12 protein-coding genes are annotated in these 18937 nt (G+C 67.3%); 4 read left to right on the top strand and 8 right to left on the bottom strand.

Annotated features, from left to right (window positions below; genetic code table 11):
• Positions 1-53 precede the first annotated feature (53 nt).
• The 4 genes from Q0P60_RS00815 to Q0P60_RS00800 all read right to left on the bottom strand — a co-directional run bounded on the left by Q0P60_RS00815 (position 54) and on the right by Q0P60_RS00800 (position 5950).
• Positions 54-440 carry an SseB family protein gene (locus Q0P60_RS00815; protein ID WP_294987290.1) on the bottom strand — a complete coding sequence of 129 codons (387 nt, stop codon included), beginning with the start codon at positions 438-440 and terminating at the stop codon, positions 54-56.
• A gap of 118 nt (positions 441-558) precedes the next feature.
• The gene (locus Q0P60_RS00810) at positions 559-2274 is read right to left on the bottom strand and encodes an alpha-amylase family glycosyl hydrolase (RefSeq protein ID WP_294987288.1); all 1716 of its coding nucleotides are present in this window, start codon (positions 2272-2274) and stop codon (positions 559-561) included.
• A complete protein-coding gene (locus Q0P60_RS00805) occupies positions 2274-3761 on the bottom strand; it encodes an MFS transporter (RefSeq protein WP_294987286.1) in 1488 nt (495 codons plus the stop codon). Before Q0P60_RS00805 ends, Q0P60_RS00810 begins: the two co-directional genes overlap by 1 nt.
• The gene (locus Q0P60_RS00800; RefSeq protein ID WP_294987284.1) at positions 3758-5950 is read right to left on the bottom strand and encodes a Six-hairpin glycosidase-like protein; all 2193 of its coding nucleotides are present in this window, start codon (positions 5948-5950) and stop codon (positions 3758-3760) included. Before Q0P60_RS00800 ends, Q0P60_RS00805 begins: the two co-directional genes overlap by 4 nt.
• Positions 5951-6187: 237 nt before the next feature.
• Between Q0P60_RS00800 and Q0P60_RS00795 the strand changes: the two genes are divergently transcribed.
• Both Q0P60_RS00795 and Q0P60_RS00790 read left to right on the top strand, forming a co-directional pair.
• The gene (locus tag Q0P60_RS00795) at positions 6188-8239 is read left to right on the top strand and encodes a glycoside hydrolase family 97 protein (RefSeq protein ID WP_294987282.1); all 2052 of its coding nucleotides are present in this window, start codon (positions 6188-6190) and stop codon (positions 8237-8239) included.
• A 251-nt stretch (positions 8240-8490) separates the two neighbouring features.
• Positions 8491-11247 carry a TonB-dependent receptor gene (locus tag Q0P60_RS00790; protein WP_294987280.1) on the top strand — a complete coding sequence of 919 codons (2757 nt, stop codon included), beginning with the start codon at positions 8491-8493 and terminating at the stop codon, positions 11245-11247.
• Between the two features lie 225 nt (positions 11248-11472).
• On the opposite strand, the gene Q0P60_RS00785 is transcribed toward Q0P60_RS00790, so the two are convergent.
• Positions 11473-13086 (bottom strand): alpha-glucosidase, encoded by a 1614-nt coding sequence (locus tag Q0P60_RS00785; RefSeq protein WP_294987278.1) that lies wholly within the window; start codon positions 13084-13086, stop codon positions 11473-11475.
• 214 nt (positions 13087-13300) lie between these two features.
• Between Q0P60_RS00785 and Q0P60_RS00780 the strand changes: the two genes are divergently transcribed.
• Entirely contained in the window at positions 13301-14299 is a 999-nt protein-coding gene (locus tag Q0P60_RS00780; protein ID WP_294987276.1) for a polyprenyl synthetase family protein, read from the top strand.
• A gap of 211 nt (positions 14300-14510) precedes the next feature.
• Here the strand turns inward: Q0P60_RS00780 and Q0P60_RS00775 are convergent, their stop codons facing one another.
• Entirely contained in the window at positions 14511-15302 is a 792-nt protein-coding gene (locus Q0P60_RS00775; protein WP_294987274.1) for a dienelactone hydrolase family protein, read from the bottom strand.
• Between the two features lie 132 nt (positions 15303-15434).
• On the opposite strand from Q0P60_RS00775, the gene Q0P60_RS00770 reads away from it, so the two are divergent.
• Positions 15435-16028 (top strand): SMI1/KNR4 family protein, encoded by a 594-nt coding sequence (locus Q0P60_RS00770; RefSeq protein ID WP_294987272.1) that lies wholly within the window; start codon positions 15435-15437, stop codon positions 16026-16028.
• A 165-nt stretch (positions 16029-16193) separates the two neighbouring features.
• Here the strand turns inward: Q0P60_RS00770 and murD are convergent, their stop codons facing one another.
• Both murD and murL read right to left on the bottom strand, forming a co-directional pair.
• Complete coding sequence (gene murD / locus Q0P60_RS00765) at positions 16194-17603, bottom strand: UDP-N-acetylmuramoyl-L-alanine--D-glutamate ligase (RefSeq protein ID WP_294987270.1); 1410 nt, start codon at positions 17601-17603, stop codon at positions 16194-16196.
• A complete protein-coding gene (murL, locus tag Q0P60_RS00760; protein ID WP_294987268.1) occupies positions 17584-18936 on the bottom strand; it encodes a UDP-N-acetyl-alpha-D-muramoyl-L-alanyl-L-glutamate epimerase in 1353 nt (450 codons plus the stop codon). The genes murD and murL overlap by 20 nt, the downstream gene beginning before the upstream one ends.
• Between the last annotated feature and the right edge of the window lies 1 nt (position 18937).

The raw sequence follows: 18937 nt of genomic DNA, 5'->3' as shown, positions 1-18937 counted from the left end.
TCCGGCATTGCGCGAAACGCACAGCCGCGCATGGCTCGGCTCTGCAGGAGCGGTCAGCCCTGGGCGAAGTCCTTCAGGATCTCACCGATGCCGTTGGGCGAGATCTCGAAGCCCAGCGGAGTACCCGGGTTGATCACCACGCCATAGCCGCCCGGCACCCGGCGCAGCACGTCCAGCATCAGCCAGCGGACCTGGTGCTCGGCCTGCTGGCTGTAGATGCCCACCCGCGACGGATCGGTGAACACCGCCACGTGCAGGGTGCCCTGCTTGTCGAACAGCAGCGGGTCGAAGCCACTGCCATCGGGGGTCACCAGGCTGCCGGTCAGCAGCACCACGTCGGAGGCGACGAAGGCCTGCATGAAGGCGCGGATCGGCACCGCCCCGTCCATCGCCGCCTTCAGCAGGGTTTCGATCGGGGTCTGCGGGGCAAGGTCGGTCATGGCGGTACGGCGGGCGTGGGGGGCCTATTGTGCCGGATACGGCCACTCCCGGTCGTGCCGGCCGCTGGCCGGCACCTGCAGGTGCCGTGGATTCAAGGGTTCCGGCCAGCGGCCGGCACTACCGTCCCAGACGCTGGTCCCGCGCCCGCTGGTCGGCCATCGCCTTGTCCAGCTCGGCCTGCAGTGCCGGCTGCTGCACGGCGGCATCCAGCACGTAGACCTTCACCCCATGCGCGGGTACGTCCACCTTCAGGGTGCCGTCCACCTTCAGCGAACCGCCGTCCAGCGCGTCGCGCCAGCGCCCCGCCTGGACGTAGCGCGCCACGGTGAAGGTCCTCGCCTGGTCGCCCTTGTTCAGCAGCACCAGTGCGGTCTGCGCTACTTCACCGTGCTGCAGCACGCGGAAGAACACCGCCTCATCGCCGTGCAGGCGCTCGTTCACCTGCAGACCGCGCTGCAGTGCCGGGGTCGCTTCACGCACCCTGGCGATGCGCTGCAACGGCGCGAAGATCGGGCTCTGCGGCGCAGCGTCCACGCGTGGCTGGCCGAAATAGGCCCGGTTGCCGGCATGCTCGGCACGGCCTCGCATGAAGCCGGTTTCCGATCCGTAATACAGCACCGGAATGCCGCGCGCGGTGAACAACCAGTTGTGCGCGTCGATGAAGCCGTTGTCGCTGGCCTGCAGGCGCGGCATGTCGTGGTTGTCGTAGAAGCTCATCAGCTCGTACGGGTTGGCATAGGGACCGCCGGTCAGGTGCAGCGGTTCGGCCAGGGTCTCAAAGCCCTTGCCGGCGGTGCCGAAGACCTGCTCAAGCGCGCCACGCAGCGGAAAATCCAGCACGCTGACGTTGGCGTTCGCCGGCCAGGTGTGCTCGGCAATCCGCGCAGCGTCGTAGTCGAAGGCCTCGCCGAACATGAACATGCCCGGGTGCTCGGCGCGGATACGTTTGACGAAGGCATGCCACCACGGATGCGGCAACCAGCCGATGGTATCGATGCGCAGTGCATCCACGCCCTGCGCGGTCCACTGCAGGTAGGCGCCCACCAGGTAGTCCATCACCGCCGGATTGTCCTGGTTGAAGTCGGACAGCTCGGCCAGGTTGCCGTCGAAGATCGAGCCGTCCTTGCTGTCGACCGGACCGATGTTGTTGTAGAACGCGTGCAACGGGTTGTGCTTCGGGTCCAGCTTCTGCGGCGGCAGATTCTGGTGATCGGCAATCAGCGTGCCGTCCTTGTCGAACAGCTGGCCGAACTGCGGCTGCCGCGTCGGCATGGTCCAGGCCGGCGAGCCGTGGTTGCCGACGATGTCCAGCACCACCTTCAGGCCAGCACCGTGCAGGCCTTTGGTCAGCCCGGCGAAGTCCAGGTCGCGGCTCGGCAGGTGCTCGTCCAGCGTGTAGAAGTTGATGCCCCAGTAGCCGTGGTAGCCGGTCTTGCCGCGGTCGGTCAGCGTGCTGGTGCAGCTGATCGGCTTGCTGCCGGTGAAGGCCTCGTCCGGGTTGTCGACGATGGGCGTGATCCACACCGCGCCGAAGCCCAGATTGCGGATGTAGGCCGCATTGTCGAGCACGCCGCGGAAGTCACCGCCGAGGTAGCCGATGTTGCCGTCCACCTTGTCCGGGCATGGCACCGGAATATCGAAGGTGCGGTGCGCGCCGCCCTGGTCACGATGATCGTTGGACGGATCCCCGTTGACGAAGCGGTCGGTGACCACGAAGTACACCGCATCGCTGGCGAACGGTTCGGTGGTACCCACGTAGTCCGGGCGCGGCGAGGCCGCCGCGTGGCCGGCCAGCAGCATCAGGGAAACAGCAACAGACAGCGCACCACGCATCACACCACCTCCGGACGGGACGGAACCCACAACACGCACAGGCCGGCGATGAACAGGCTGCAGCCGCCCAGCACCAGGACATGCATCGGCTGGCCACCCAGCAGGGTACGCAGGGCGAAGCCGAGCGCACTGGCCGCAACCAGCTGCGGGATCACGATGAAGAAATTGAAGATGCCCATGTACACGCCCATCTTCGATGCCGGCACGCTGTCGGACAGCAGTGCATAGGGCAGCGAGAGAATGGACGCCCAGGCAAAGCCGACGCCGACCATCGACAGCAGCAGCCAGTGCGGATCGCGGATGAACATCAGCGAGACCAGCCCGGCACCGCCCAGCCACAGGTTGACCAGGTGGCTCCAGCGCAGGCCGATCGCACGCACCATCAGCGGAATCAGCACCGCCGCCAGCGCGGCGAAACCGTTGTAGGCGCCGAACAGTACGCCCACCCAGTTGGCGCCCTCGTTGTAGGCCGCCGACTCGGGCTCGGTCGAACCGAAGTGGGCGCCAGCCACCGCGGCGGTGGTGTAGATCCACATCGCAAACAGCGCGAACCACGAGAAGAACTGCACCCACGCCAGGCGACGCATGGTGACCGGCATCGCGCGCAGGTCGCCGACGATGGCGGCCAGCATGTGCGTGGCCGGCAACGTGCGCGCGAGCGCCAGCAGCAGGCCATAGCCGGCACACAGTCCCGCCAGCACGTACAGCATCCTGTCGCCCTGCCGCCACGCGATCAGCAGCGCCAGCAGCACGCCCAGCCCCAGCCATGCGGCCACCCGGGTCCAGGATGCCGGGCCACTGATCGCCGCTGCTGCATGCTGTGCCGATGGCTCGGCATCATCGAACGCAGCCAGCTCGGCCGGCGAATACTCGCGGGTACTGACCACCGTCCAGGTAATTGCTGCCAGCAGCACCACCGCGCCGAAGTAGAACGCATAGCGCACGGTGTCCGGCACCTCACCTGCGGCGGCGGTATTGGCAACCCCGAAGTGGGCCAGGATGAACGGCAGGAAGCTGGCGACGATGGCCCCCACGCCGATGAAGAAGCTCTGCATCGCGTAGCCCGCTGGACGCTGGCGTGGCGCCAGCTGGTCGCCGACGAAGGCACGGAACGGTTCCATCGACACGTTGATCGACGCGTCCAGCACCCACAGCGTGCCAGCGGCGATCCACAGCGTCGGCGAGTTCGGCATCACCAGCAGCGCCAGCGTGGTCAGCACCGCACCGATCATGAAGAACGGACGGCGCCGCCCCCAGCGCGTCCAGGTGCGGTCGGACAGGTAGCCGATCACCGGCTGCACCAGCAGGCCGGTCAGCGGCGCGGCGATCCACAGCCCCGGTACCGCGTCGATGTCCGCGCCCAGGGTCTCGAAGATGCGGCTGGCATTGGCGTTCTGCAGGGCGAAGCCGAACTGGATGCCGAGGAAGCCGAAGCACATGTTCCAGATCTGCCAGAACGACAGCTGCGGTTTGGCGGGACGATTCATCGTGCGCCCTCTGCCGCGGCCACCGGCGCCACCATCAGCGCCTGCACCTGGGCCTGGTTGAGCACGCCGTCGCGCCCGCCCTTGCCGCGGGTGTAGTGGGCGAAGTGTTGCAGCGCGCTCATGTTGAAGCCCTCTTCAAGCGTTACCGTGCAACGGCCCCGGGGTACGGCAAAGGTCGCCGAGGTCGAATCCTGCACCGCCACGCTGTGCGGCAGGGTGACGGTGTGCCGCTGCAGCGGCTGGCCCGGGCACTGCAGTGCCAGCTGCTTCACCGCAGCGGTGACGCCGGTGTTGATCGGGCCGTTCGCGTTGCTGTACTGCAGGCGCAGGCGCACGTGGCCGGCCTGCGCGGCACTGAACTGCCAGCGCTGTTCCCCTTTCAGCCGCTGCTGCGGGCCCACGCAGGTCGTCGGGCTGTGCAGTGACTCCAGCGTGCCCTCGCGACGGGTCAGGCTGAGGCAATGCTGCAGGCCATCGTCGGCCACCTGCGCCGGGCCCTCACCGGCGACGACCCGCTGGCCGTCCTTCCACAGCACCTGGTCCGCCGCCACCGGCACGGTCCAGCCCCTGCCTTCGCGCGTCGGCTGCGGCAGCGCCGGAGTGGCGGGTGCACGCGCATTGGCCTCGGCCACCCGGCCATTGAAGCCACTCGCGGAAGGGGCAGCGACCAGCTGCACCGTGGTCGTGTCGCCCTGGGTCAGCGTTGTGCCGGCAACCAGCAGGCCATCACCCAGCTGCTGCGGGCGCTCCAGCACGTAGCGCCTGCCCGCAACGTCCAGGCGGATGCTGCGCTGGCTGCCGAACAGTTCCGGTACCAGCGCCGCAGGCAGCTTGGGCAGCACACGGCCATCGTCCTGCACGCCGAACACGCCCTCGACCACCATCGACAGATAGCCGGCTACCGACCACAGCTGGCGTTCGGAATTGACCACCGGGCCGCTGAGTGCGCCTTCATCAACATGCACGGCCTGGCTGACCAGTTCGTAGTTTTCCATGTTGGAACCGGCCAGCGCCGCGCCCTGCATCAGCGAGCGGATCTCGGCAGCGATGCGCGGTGCGTCATCCAGTTGGCGTGCGGCACGCAGCGAATAGGCGCTGACGAACGGCCAGATCGCGCGGTTGTGGTAGATCGGCTGCTGTGCCTCCTGCGGCCACACCACCGGGCTGCCGGCCGGCCCCATCGGGTACGCCGCCAGCGCACGGCGCGCACGCTCGGGCGGCAGCACGTCGGCCAGGATGCCCAACGACAGGCCGAGCAGGTCGACCTTGGCGTACGGCACCGGGTGCGCGGCTTCGCCGATGTAGCTCATGTACTGGCCGATATCCTCGCGCCAGAAGCGGGCATCGATCTGCTGCGCCAGCGCGTCGGCCCAGGCCTTGTAGTCAGCCGCGCGGGTATCACCGTGCTGACCGGCCAGCCGCTCGGCCAGGCGCAGCGCCTGGTAGTGCAGCACGTTGGTGGACAACGCGTAGGAATCACCGATGAAGCGCACGTCCTCACGGGTCCAGTCCGGGTAGGTCTGCTCGCGCCAGTCCAGGAAGGAGGTCTCGCCACGGTACAGGCCCATCTGCGCGTCGAACACCATCGCGCGGTCCTGCGCCAGCGTACCCTGCAGCGCCTGCCAGACCTGGTCGGCAAACGCGCGATCGTCCAGCAGATGGCGTGCGGCGAGGAACCACACCACGCGGTCGCTGCTGATCGGCCAGCTGCCGCCGGAACCGGTGTCCTGCGCGACGAACAACCCGGGCGTATGCCCATCGCGCGCCGCCGACAGCTTGAACTGCAGCGACTGCCGGGTGCGCTGCGGATCCAGCCGCGCCAGCGCCAGGTCGGCGGCGAAGCTGACATCGCGGGTCCACACGTAGGGCCAGCGCGCGCCGGTCTGGAAGCACTCGCACGGCACCGGCCGGCCTTCGTCGAACGCGGGATCGCGGATCGCATCCACGCGATCCTGGTCCATTTCCTGCTGCGCCAGCGCGAACAGTGCATCGAACATCACGCTGCCGGTCTGGCTGCGCATCGGCATCGCCGCGATGCGCACCTCTCCGCTCGGTGCATGCAGCACGAAGCTGCCGCCGGCAGCGGCTTCGGCACGCGCGTGGCGGCCATCGAATTGCAGGTCGGCCGCCTGCGCGGTCGATCCCAGCGCTGCCCCGAGGGCAGCGGTCAGGCAAATGATCTTCAGCATCGAAGCGGCGGACCGGCTTGCGCCCGTCGGCCTCCCTCCCTCTCTGCACGCGTTGTAGGTCCGCACCGTCGTTGCCGGCGGGCGGGCACGGCGCCTCCCTCAAGGTGCCTTGGCCCCATGGTAGACGCGGGGCTGTCGGCTGCGTCCAGCTGCATACGTATTCATCGCCTGGTGCGCTGGCGCGCCCGTCGTGCTGGCTTATGGTCCGGGTCTGCCAACGGCGCCTTGGGAGGGGACATGCCGGTGTCATCCACTGCTGTACGTGCGGTGCCCGCACGCGTGCTCGGCCTGCTCCTGCTGGGGTGGGCCATGCTGGCCCAGGCCGCGCCACAGGTAACCAGCGTCCAATCACCCGGCAAGGTACTCACGGTCAGCCTGGTGCTGGACGGCGGCACCGCGCGCTACCGCGTCGAGCGCCTCGGCGAGGCCGTGGTGGAGGATTCAAGGCTGGGGTTCGTACTGCGCGACGGCCGCCTGGACCGCGATTTCACCGTAGTGGGACAGGAGCGGCGCAGCATCGATGAGCGTTGGGAGCAGCCCTGGGGCGAACGCCGGCTCACCCGCAACCACTACAACGAGCTGACCGTGCAGCTGGCCGAGAGCACCGGCAGCAAGCGGCGGCTGGATGTGGTGTTCCGCGTCTACGACGATGGCCTCGGCTTCCGCTATGTGTTCCCCGAACAGCCGAATCTGCACGAGGCGATCATCGATGACGAACTGACCGAGTTCGCCATCGCGCAGGAATCCACCGCGTGGTGGATTCCCGCCGGCGAACCGATCCACTACGAATACCTGTACCAGCGCACGCCACTGCGTGAAGTACCGCTGGTGCACACGCCGATGACGCTGCGCAGCCGCGATGGCCTGCATGTGGCAATCCACGAGGCGGCGCTGGTGGACTATGCCGGCATGTGGCTGCGCCGCACCGAGGGCCAGCGCCTGCGCGCGCAGCTCTCGCCTTCGGCCGAAGGCTGGAAGGTGCGCCGTACCCTGCCCTTTGCCACGCCGTGGCGCACGCTGCAGATCGCCGACCGCGCCGGTGGCCTGGTCGAATCGGACCTGATCCTCAACCTCAATGAACCCAATGCGCTGGGCGATGTGAGCTGGGTGAAGCCGGCCAAGTACCTGGGCGTGTGGTGGTCGATGCACCTGGACAATGAGAGCTGGGCGACCGGACCGAAGCACGCGGCCACCACCGCGAAGACCAAGAAGGTGATCGACTTCGCCGCCGCACACGGCTTCCGTGGCGTGCTGGTGGAGGGCTGGAACCCGGGCTGGGATGGCAACTGGGTCGGCAACGGCTACGACTTCGACTTCACCCGCGCCGCGCCCGACTTCGATATCGAAGCGCTGTCAGCATATGGCCTGGGCAAGGGCGTGCACCTGATCGGCCACCATGAAACCGGCTGCGCCATCGAACACTACGAAGACCAGCTGGGTGCCGCGCTGGACCTGTACGCGCAGCTGGGCGTGGACCAGTTCAAGACCGGCTATGTCTGCGATGACGGCCAGGTCGACCGCCGCAACCCGGCCGGTGGCCCGCTCTGGCGCGAGTGGCATGATGGGCAGTTCATGGCCCGCCACCACCTGAAGGTGGTGCAGGAGGCCGCGCGCCGGCACCTGTCGGTCAACCCGCACGAGCCGATCAAGGACACCGGCCTGCGCCGCACCTACCCGAACTGGATCTCGCGCGAAGGCGCGCGCGGCATGGAGTACAACGCCTGGGGCCAGCCCCCCAACCCGCCGGAGCACGAGGTCAACCTGGTGTTCACCCGCATGCTGGCCGGGCCGATGGACTACACCCCCGGCATCCTCAGCCTGAAGGGCCGCCACGGCCAGGCCATCCCCAGCACGCTGGCACGCCAGCTGGCGCTGTACGTGGTGCTGTACAGCCCGATCCAGATGGCCGCCGACCTGCCCGAGCACTACCTGCAGCATCGCGAGGCATTCCGTTTCATCGAGGACGTGGCGGTGGACTGGGAGCAGAGCTACGTACTGGATGGCGAAGTGGGCGACTACGTGACCATCGTGCGCCGCGACCGCAACAGCCGCGACTGGTTCCTCGGCAGCATCACCGATGAACACGGTCGTGTGCTGCCGCTGCAGCTGGGTTTCCTGGAGCCCGGCGTGCGCTACCGCGCCGATATCTACCGTGACGGTGACGGCGCCGACTTCCGCAGCAACCCGTTCGCGTTCATCCGCGAAACCCGCGAAGTGACCCGTGCCGATGCGCTGACCCTGGTGCTGGCGCCGGGTGGCGGGCAGGCCATCCGCTTCACACCGCTCTGAATGCCCCGGGAGTGCCGGTCGCCGGCCGGCAACCCGGTGATCGTGACTACCGGCCAGCGGCCGGCACCACCGCAAGTTCTGCCTGAAAGCGATTACAGCCCTGCACGCACCATTGAATACGTATGCAGGGTGATTCCCGCGAAGAACGCGCTGCCTACCATAGCGGCGACGACAGCGGCCACCGCGTCGCACGTCCACGGCAACGCCGGGACGTCCACGAATCGATCTGCAACATTGCCTGGGAGGGGAAAATGTTGAACCACAAGCGCAGCGCGCTGAGCATCGCGCTGGCCGTTGTCCTGGCGCCGACACTGGCGTCGGCACAGTCCACGCAGAGCACCACCACGCCGGCCGGCACCGCCGCCACCAACCTGGATACGGTGCAGGTCACCGGCATCCGCCGCGGCATCGAGAGTGCGATCGCGGTCAAGCAGGACGCCACCTCAGTGGTCGAAGCGATCTCCGCCGAAGACATCGGCAAGCTGCCGGACGTGAGCATCGCCGAGTCCATCTCGCGCCTGCCCGGCCTGGCCGCACAGCGCGTGGCCGGGCGGGCCCAGGTGATCAGTGTGCGCGGCCTGTCTCCGGACTTCGCCACCACCCTGCTCAACGGCCGTGAAGTGGTCAGCACCGGCGACAACCGCGGCGTCGAGTTCGACCAGTATCCGTCCGAGCTGGTCAATGGCGTGACCGTCTACAAGACCCCGGATGCGGCACTGGTCGGCCAGGGCCTGTCGGGCACCATCGACATGCAGACCGCGCGACCGCTCAGCTTCGGCGAGCGCGTGATCGCGGTCGGCGGCCGCTACCAGAAGAGTTCGCTGGGCCGCGCCGCCAATGTCGACCCGTACGGCAACCGTTTCAGTGCCAGCTACATCGACCAGTTCCTGGACAAGACCCTCGGCATCGCCATCGGCTATGCGCACAGCGACATGCCGATCCAGGAAAACCAGGTCGGCCTGTATGAGCCGTGGACCACCGAGCACACCGACAAGGGCAACCGCCCGGGTGTGGCCGCGGGCACCTACTTCTCCGACGGCATCAAGGCGCTGCGCCGCACCGGCAACAACAAGCGCGATGGTGTGATGGCCACCATCCAGTTCCGGCCCAACAACAGCTGGACCAGCACCTTCGATGCATTCCACACCGAAGCCGAGCAGATCGATACCGCCAACCAGTTCGAGCTCAACCTGAGCAACTACAACGGCAACTACAGCCCCGGCCTGCTGGTCAGCAACCCGCAGATCAACGCCAACGGCTCGTTCACCGGCGGCACCGCCAGCGGCGTGTATCCGCTGGTGCGTGGCATGTACAACAAGCGCAAGGACAAGATCGACGCCTTCGGCTGGAACAACGAGTTCAACTTCGGTGGCGTCAAGCTGGTCGCCGACCTGAACTACTCCAAGGCCACGCGCGATGAGCTGAACCTGGAGAACAATCTTCAGCTGACCCCGATGCCGCAGCTGGATACGATCGGCGTGACGATCCGCCAGAACGGCTTCTCGCAGATCAGCCCGGGGCTGAACTATTCCAACCCGGATGCGCTGTTCCTGACCAACACCATCTACGGCTCCGGCTACGGCAAGGTGCCGAAGGTGGAAGACCGCCTGAAGGGTGGCAAGCTGGCTGCCACCATCGCCCTGCCCGACGCCATCGCATCGTGGGCGCCGGACATCGATATCGGCGTGAACTACGCTGACCGCCGCAAGGTGAAGACCCAGTCCGAAGGCAACATCCTGCTCGGTGCGCAGGGCGACGCCAACATCGCTTCGGACCTGCAGTACCGCCCGGTCGACCTGAGCTTCGCCGGCCTGGGCAACATCCCGGCCTGGAACGTACCGGCCGCCGTGGGCCGCTACATGCGGTTCAATCCGGTCGACAACCTCGACTACCTGATTCCCAAGTCGTGGACGGTGCAGGAGAAGATCACCACGGCGTGGGCGCGCCTGAACATCAACACCGACATCGGCGTGGTCGGCGTGCGCGGCAACATCGGCGTGCAGATGCAGCACACCGACCAGAGCTCGGATTCACGCTACTGGGACAGCTCGCAGCCGGCCGGCAACAACGTGCAGCCCTATTCGAACGGCCGCACCTACAACGACTGGCTGCCGAGCTTGAACCTGGTCTTCATGTTCCCGCATCAGCAGACGCTGCGCTTCGCCGCCGCCAAGCAGGTCGCGCGCCCACGCGTGGACCAGATGCGTGCCGGCCTGGAATTCGGCGTGGATACCGGCACCGGTCGCCCCGGCGGCAGTGGCGGCAACCCGCTGCTGGATCCGTGGCGCGCCACCGCACTGGACCTGTCCTATGAGAAGTACTTCGGTGAGAAGGCCTATGTGGCCGCAGCGATCTTCTACAAGGACCTGAAGAGCTACGTCTACACCCAGTCGGTGGACAACTACGACTTCACCTCGCTGCTGGGCAGCTATGTACCGCCGCCGGGCATGACCGCCCCGGTGCTGACCACCGGCACCTTCTCCGCGCCGCAGAACGGCAAGGGCGGCACGCTGAAGGGCCTGGAGCTGACCGCATCGTTCCCGCTGGAGATGCTGACCGACAGCCTGCGTGGTTTCGGCGTGCAGGCCAGTGCGACGTTCAACAAGAGCGACATCACCATCCTGGACCCGGAAAGCGCGTCCAGCGTGGGCACTGATCCGATCAGCCTGCCAGGCCTGTCCAAGCGCGTGTACAACTTCACCGCCTACTACGAGCGCAGCGGCTTTGAAGCACGCGTCAGCCAGCGTCGCCGCTCGGACTTCATCGGCGAGATCGGCAACTTCAACGGCAATCGCAGCCTGCGTTACGTGGTCGGCGAGAACGTGACCGATGCGCAGGTCAGCTACACCTTCAGCGACAGCAGCGCCCTGCGTGGCCTGACCCTGCTGCTGCAGGGCAGCAACCTGACCAACGAGCCCTACCGCACCTACGCCGGCAGCAAGGACCGCCCACTGGAGTACATCGAGTGGGGCCGCACCTACATGCTGGGCGTGAACTACAAGTTCTGAGCATGACCGGGTAGTGCCGGCCGCTGGCCGGCAACGACTCATCGCAAACCCGCTGCGCAGGCAGCGGGTTTCCTTTTTGCGCAGATGCCGGCGAATGACGTGGACAAGGGCCATCCCCAGTAGATCCACGCCATGCGTGGATGCCCTTCACCGCCATCCCATCCACAAAAAAGGGACGGGGCGCTTCGGCCCCGTCCCCGCAAGTACCGCCACCGGAGAAAACGGTCAGCTGCGTCGGGCGCAATACACCGCACGCGGCGGCAGCTGGAGTTCATTGCCCTGCACCGTGCCCGCATCCGGGCCCGGCACCGCCACCACCTGCCAGTCGCCCGGCGGCAGCGGGTGGCTCACCGCTTCGGCCGACAGGTTGAAGGCCAGCAGGAGGGTTTCATCTGCAAGCATACGCTCGAACAGCAGCACTGGCTCGGCACTTTCGATGAATCTGATGCTGCCATGCAATAGCGCCGGCTGTCCCCGCCGCCAGGCCAGGAACGCGCGGAAGGCGGCCAGGACCGAGTCCGGGTCGCGCTCCTGCACCGCCACGGCCGCGGCCCGGTGCTCGGCCGGAATCGGCAACCAGGGCTGGCCGGAGGTGAAGCCGGCCAACGGCGCATCGGTCCACGGCAACGGCGTACGGCATCCGTCGCGGCCCTTGAAGTTGGGCCAGAACGTGATGCCATAGGGGTCCCGCAGGGCTTCGAACGGCACCTCGGCCTCGGCCAGCCCCAGCTCCTCGCCCTGGTACAGGCAGACCGAACCGCGCAGCGAGCACAGCATCGCCACCAGCATCCGCGCCAGCCGCGGATCGGCCGGGTGGCCGCCCCAGCGGCTGACCGCCCGCTCCACATCGTGATTCGAAACCGCCCAGCACGGCCAGCCTTCGGTCATCGCCGCTTCCAGGCGCGAGACCGTATCGCGGATGTAGCCCGCGCTGTAGTCATTGACCAGCAGCTCGAAGCTGTAGCCCATGTGCAGGCGGCCATCGCGGGTGTACTCGGCGGTGGTCGCCAGCGAGTCCTCCGAAGAGATCTCGCCCAGGCTGACCGCCCCCGGATACGCATCCAGCAAGGCGCGCAGCCGCTCCAGGAACGGCAGGTTCTCCGGCTGGGTGTTGTTGTAGTAGTGGTACTGGTACGCGTAGGGGTTGTCCGCGCTGAAGCCGCGGCCAACCCGCTTCCCGGCCGGCTTTGCCGGGTTGTCGCGCAGCTGCGCGTCATGGAAACAGAAGTTGATCGCATCCAGGCGGAAGCCGTCCACGCCACGGTCCAGCCAGAAGCGCACATTGTCCAGGGTCGCCTGCTGCACCTCCGGGTGATGGAAGTTCAGGTCCGGCTGGTCGACCAGGAAGTTGTGCAGGTAGTACTGCTCGCGGCGCGGCTCCCACTGCCAAGCGCAGCCACCGAACAGCGACAGCCAGTTGTTCGGCGGGGTGCCGTCCTCGCGCGGATCGGCCCAGACGTACCAGTCGGCCTTCGGGTTGCGGCGGTCCTGCCGGCTTTCGCGGAACCAGGCATGTTCGATCGAGGTGTGGCTCAGCACCTGGTCGATCATCACCTTCAGGCCCAGGCCGTGGGCCTTGGCCAACAGGCGGTCGAAGTCGTCCAGGCTGCCGAACAGCGGGTCGACATCGCGGTAGTCGGCGATGTCATAGCCGAAATCGGCCATGGGCGACCTGAAGAACGGCGAGATCCAGATCGCGTCCACGCCCAGCGCGGCAATGTGGTCCAAGCGCTCGATGATGCCGGGCAGGTCGCCCACGCCATCGCCATTGGCGTCGAGGTAGCTGCGCGGGTAGATCTGGTAGATGACGGCTCCGCGCCACCATGGATAGTGCGACATCGACAGCCCCCCTCCGGGCGTGCATGACCCACCGGAAGCGGGCCGAAATCCTGTTCCGGCAAGCTTAGCGGCGGCCCCCCGGGCATGGCGCAACCTGCATACGTATTCACGCAGGCGGCGGAGCCGGCCGGGCCGGGCAACCCCGACCGCCCGGTTTGCGCCCGAATTCACGGGCAGCGCCTATAATCAGCGGTGAGCCTGAAAGCCTGATCGCATGACCATCACCGAAGACACCCGTCCCGCCCTGGGCCTGCCCCAGATCCAGTCGCTTGCCGCGGCCGACATGGCCGCCGTCGACGCCCTGATCCGGCGCCGGCTGTCCTCGGACGTCGTGCTGATCAACCAGATCGCCGACCACATCATTTCCGCCGGCGGCAAACGCCTGCGCCCGATGCTGGTGATGCTGGCCGGCCACGCGGTCGGCCAGGCCGGCCCGGACCACCACCATCTGGCGGCCATCATCGAGTTCATCCACACCTCGACCCTGCTGCACGACGACGTGGTGGACGAATCCAGCCTGCGGCGCGGTCGCAGCACCGCCAATGCGCTGTGGGGCAATGCCCCGAGCGTGCTGGTCGGCGACTTCCTGTACTCGCGCAGCTTCCAGCTGATGGTCGAGCTGGAGCGCATGTCGGTGATGCAGATCCTGGCCGATGCCACCAACCGCATCGCCGAGGGTGAAGTGCTGCAGCTGCTGCACGTGCATAACCCGGATACCGACGAAGCGGCCTACCTGCGCGTGATCGAGCGCAAGACCGCGGTGCTGTTCGCCGCCGGTACCCGCCTGGGCGCGCTGGCCAGCGGCGTGGATGAAGCCACCCAGCAGGCCCTGTTCGACTACGGCATGCACCTGGGCTACGCGTTCCAGATCGCCGACGATGTGCTGGACTACTCGGCCAATGCCGACGAGCTGGGCAAGAACCTGGGCGACGACCTCGCCGAAGGCAAGGCCACCCTGCCGCTGATCCACGCGATGGCCCACTCCGACGACGCCACCCGCGAACGCCTTCGCAGCATCGTGCAGGACGGCGACGCGTCGGCGATGCCGGAAGTGCTGGCGGCCATCCGCGCCACCGGCGGCCTGGAGTACAGCCGCGCCCGTGCCGAGGAATACGCCGAAGCCGCCGAGCGCGCGCTGGACGGCCTGGGCGACAACGATGCCGTCGCCGCCCTGCGCGGCCTGGCCCGCTACGCGGTGCAGCGCTCGCATTGACCGAGGATGTGCCGACCACTGGCCGGCATGCAGGCATCTGGTGGGTGCCGACCGTTGGTCGGCACTGAAACATCGGCAGGTGCCGACCGTTGGTCGGCACTGAAACATCGGTAGGTGCCGACCGTTGGCCGGCACTGAAACATCGGTAGGTGCCGACCGTTGGTCGGCACTGAAACATCGGTAGGTGCCGACCGTTGGTCGGCACTGCCTCTCAATCCTTCCCGAACCGCTCCTCGAAGAAGTCATCCAGCGCCTTCCAGGCGCGCTTGGCCGCACGCGCGTTGTACTGGCAGCCCGGCGGACTGTTGGCATCGCGCTCGGCGAAGCAGTGCACCGCACCGCTGTAGTTGGTGAACTCCCAATCGACCTTGGCCGCGTTCATTTCCTTCTGGAAGGCGGCGATGTCATCGGCGCTCACGCTGGTATCGTCGGCCCCGTTGAGAACCAGCACCGACGGGTGGGTACCACCGGCCTGTGCCGGCAACGGCGATCCCAAGCCGCCATGCAGGCTGACCACGCCGGCCAGCGGCGCCCCGGCACGCGCCAGCTCGAGCACGGTGGTGCCACCGAAGCAGAAACCCACTGCACCGATCCGGCGGGTGTCGAGCGGCACCTTGCCGGCCTGCGCCTTGAGCACGTTGACCGCCTCCAGCGCGCGTGCGCGCAGCAGCGGCCGGTCGTTGCGCAGCGTGCTGGCCACCGGTCCGGCCTCGGCATCGGTCTTCGGACGCACGCCCTTGCCGTACACATCGGCCACCAGCACCACATAGTCATCGCCGGCGAGCTGCTTGGCCTTTTCGACCGCCGATTCGTTCACGCCCTTCCAGTTCGGCACCATCACCAGTCCCGGACGTTTGTCGTGCCCGCCATCGTCATAGACCAGCACGCCACTGAAGGTCGTGCCCTGATGCGTCCACTCCACCGGCTGGGTCTTCATCGCCGCCCACGCCGGCATCGCCGCCAGCCCCAGCATCACCGCCACACCGCATCGCCAACGATTCATGCGCCTGCTCCGCAAAAAAAGGGGACGGAGGGGATTAAGCCGTATTCACCCCTCTCGCGTCGCATTCTGCATTGGCGACGTGACGCAGGTGTGGTTGGATACGACTTAATCCCCTCCGTCCCCTTTTTCTGCATGAATGTTGTTGATCGTTTTCTGTCTGGCTTGATCGCGCGCCTGCCTGCCGAGGATGCTCCACAGTGGGCGTGGGTCCAGGGCGCCCGCGCCGAAGACCTGCAGCGCCTGCGTGCGCACTGGCCGCAGGTGCCGGACAGCCTGCTCGAGCTGCTCTCGCGCGTGGATGGCACGCACTTCCGCGAATACTCCGATGGCGAGGTCTGCGTGCTGATGCTCGGCTCGGACGTGGAGGGCGGCGGCTATCCCTACTACCTGCGCTCGGTGGCTCAGATCTTCGAGGACCAGCAGCAGTGGGACGACAGCATCCGTTCCATCTACGAAGAATGGCTCGATGACGAACCGGAGATCCTGGGTGAAGGCATCGATGCCGACCTGCCGATGAATCGCCGCCTGTGCTTCTCGCACTGCATGAACAACGGCGGCACTTCGATGCTGTACCTGGATTTCGATCCGGCATCGGGTGGCACCGTCGGCCAGGTGGTGCGCTACCTGCACGACCCCGACAGCTACGCGGTGATTGCGCCGAGCTTCGATGCGTACCTGCAACAGCTGATCGACGGCGACTACGCGTTCATCGACGACCAAGGGTGAAGGCAGCCGAGCATGGGCTCGGCTCTACAGTAGATCCACGCCACGCGTGGATGGCGGTCTCAGCCGCGTTCCATCCAATGCAAGGAGCGGGCTCGTCGGTGCACGGGATCCCGCTGGGGTCAGAGCCCTTTCCTGCGGAAAGGGGTCCGACCCCGATCCGGCGGTTCAGGCGATACCCAGCCCCGCAATCGCGCTGATGCTGTCCGGATCGAAGCCGGCCAGTTCGGCGAAATGACGGCCACGCGCCACGTAATCGCGGTACGCACCGAAACTCGGCGCCCCGGGTGACAGCAGCACCACCCCACCCTGCGCCCCCAGCGCGCTGCGAGCCAGCGCCATCGCCTCGGGCAGGTCGCCTGCGGCGTGCAGGCCGAAGCGGCCAGCATCAGCCAGCGGCTGCAGCATCGCGTGGATGCGCGGGCCGTTGCTGCCCATGGTCACGATTTCCACCGGCGGCACGTCGTGCGCCATGTGCTGCATGAAATCGGTCCAGTCCAGGCCACGGTCGTGACCGCCCACCAGCAGCGCGATGCGCTGCCCGGCAAAACACTCCAGCGCGGCCAGGCTGGCATGCGGCGTGGTGCTGATCGAATCGTTGACGTAGGTCAGGCCCGCGGCGTCGCCAATCCGCTGCAGGCGGTTCGGCAACGGGCGGAAATCCTGCACCGCCGGTGCCAGCGCCACCGCATCAAGTCCCAGTGCTTCCAACGCGGCCAGCACCGCGCACAGGTTGCCGCGGTTATGCCGGCCCGGCAGCGGCGTGTTGCGGGTATCGAACACCGCCTGCGCGCCACGGTGCACGATGTCACCGCGCATATGCCAGCCCTGCGGCTGGTTGAACCAGACCACCTCGCTGCCCGGCAGCTGCAGGGCGGCCAGATACGGATCGGCCGCATTGAGGACGGCAATGCGCGGCGCGGCTTCGGTCACCAGCCGCAGCTTGTCCTCGATGTAGCGCTGCTCACTGCCGTGCCAGTCCAGATGCTCCGGGAACAGGTTCAGCACCACCGCCACCTGCGGGTGGGCCCCGCTGCGCGCCACTTCACCGGTCTGGTAGCTGGACAGCTCGACGGCCCAGTACTCGGGCGCCGGTTGCGGGTCCAGCACTTCCAGCAGCGGCAGGCCGATGTTGCCGACCAGGCCGGTGCGATGACCGGCCGCGCGCAGCAGGTGAGCGACCAGCGCCGTGGTGGTGCTCTTGCCCTTGGTGCCGGTCACGCACACGGTGTCGTGCACGATGCCATCCCCGGCCGCATGCTCGGCGAACCACAGCGCGGTACCGCCGATGAAGACAGTGCCCTGCCCAGCCGCAGCCAGTGCGATCGGCTGGTAGGGGCTGATGCCGGGCGACTTGATCACCACCTCGAACGCGGCCAGCGCCTCGGCCGAGGGCTCGCCACGTACCTCCAGCGCGCCCTGCGTTTCCAGGCGCGCCGCCTCAACTTCAGCGGCCGGGCAGAACAGGCTCAGCGGCAACGACGGCAGGCGCTCGCGCAGTACCGCGAACGCGGCACGGCCCTCACGGCCCCAGCCCCACAGCGCGACGCGCTTTCCTTCAAGCTTCGAAATCTTCACGCACCCGTTCCCACAACGCGGCCGGAATGCGGTGTTCGCCCTGCAGCTGCAGCAGCGGCGCCAGTTCCAGTTCGGCGGCATCCAGCTGCGGCCGGATCTCATTGCAGAAGCGCTTCACCAGCACGTCTTCCTTCCACTCCGGGCGCTGTGCCAGGGTCGCCATCGCCGCACGCGACTCACGGCCTTCACCGACACATTCAAACGGCTTGTGGTCCTGGAACTCCAGCAGCGCATCGAAGCCACCGGCCTGTTCGGCATCGTCCAGCAGGTTGCGGCCGAAGATCCGCACCAGGCGGGTCTTGGGCATGAACGGCGCCAGCGCCAGGAACACGAAATGGCACTTCGGGCAGACGCCGCACCAGCGGTTCACCGGGCGCTCGCCGAGGATGTGGAAGTTGCGGTTGCAGCTGGAGAAATGCGCGTCGTAGAAATCGGTCTTGGCGAACTGTCGCGCCACCGCCAGCTCGGACATCGGGCGCAGCAGCGAGTAGTACTGCAGGTCCGCCGCTACGTGCTTCTGCACATGGCTGCCGAAGGCCTGCTCGAATGCCCAGCCCTTGGACCACTGGTGGTTCACTTCGCCGGTGCCCGGGATCTGGCTGCCGTAGCTGGCCGAACGTTCGTTGGAGAACACCACCTGGTCCACGCCCTGCAGCAGCGCGGCCAACACCATGATTGCCGAGTTCACCGCCGTGACCGGGATATGCCCGTTCCAGGCGCCCATTCGGTTGAGCTCGAACAGTTCCGGTGCCAGCGCGCGACCGAGGTTGAGGGTCGGCAGGCCGGTGCGCTCGGCGCAGGCACGGATCAGCTGCGAGCCACCGATCCAGGTCACCGTCTCGTCCACGCCGGCACGGCGCAGGGCTTCGATGCTGACCAGCGAATCCTTGCCGCCACCGATCGCCACCAGCGCGTGCGGCCGCAGGCCCAGCACCGGTGCCTGCACCGCCTCGCCCTGTACCGGCAGGCGGAAACGCCCGCGCAGGTTCAGGCCATTGCGGTACGCGAACTCGCCCAGGCCATTGAGATAGACCGTCTCCACCAGCGCAGCGGTACCGGCATCGATGGCATAGCTGTCGATGCTGACCGTTTCCGGTACACCCGCCTTGTAATAGCTGACGCCGGCGATCAGGTGCAGCAGTTGCAGCGCGCGCTGCACGGCCGCCGCACGCGCCTCGTCCAGCACGAACGGAGCGCCGGGCACGTTGATGGTTTCCACCATCTCCGGGCCATCGTCGAAGGCGTAGACCAGCCGGGCCACGCCGGTATCCGCAGCGAAATCGCAGCGGACGAAGCGGAAGCGGGAAACCTGGTGTTTATCGAAAGCAGTCATG

The organism is uncultured Stenotrophomonas sp., from assembly GCF_945952405.1.
Classification (GTDB): domain Bacteria; phylum Pseudomonadota; class Gammaproteobacteria; order Xanthomonadales; family Xanthomonadaceae; genus Stenotrophomonas.
Note: the sequence above shows the minus strand (reverse complement) of the source record. Positions and strands in the feature narration are given on the sequence as shown.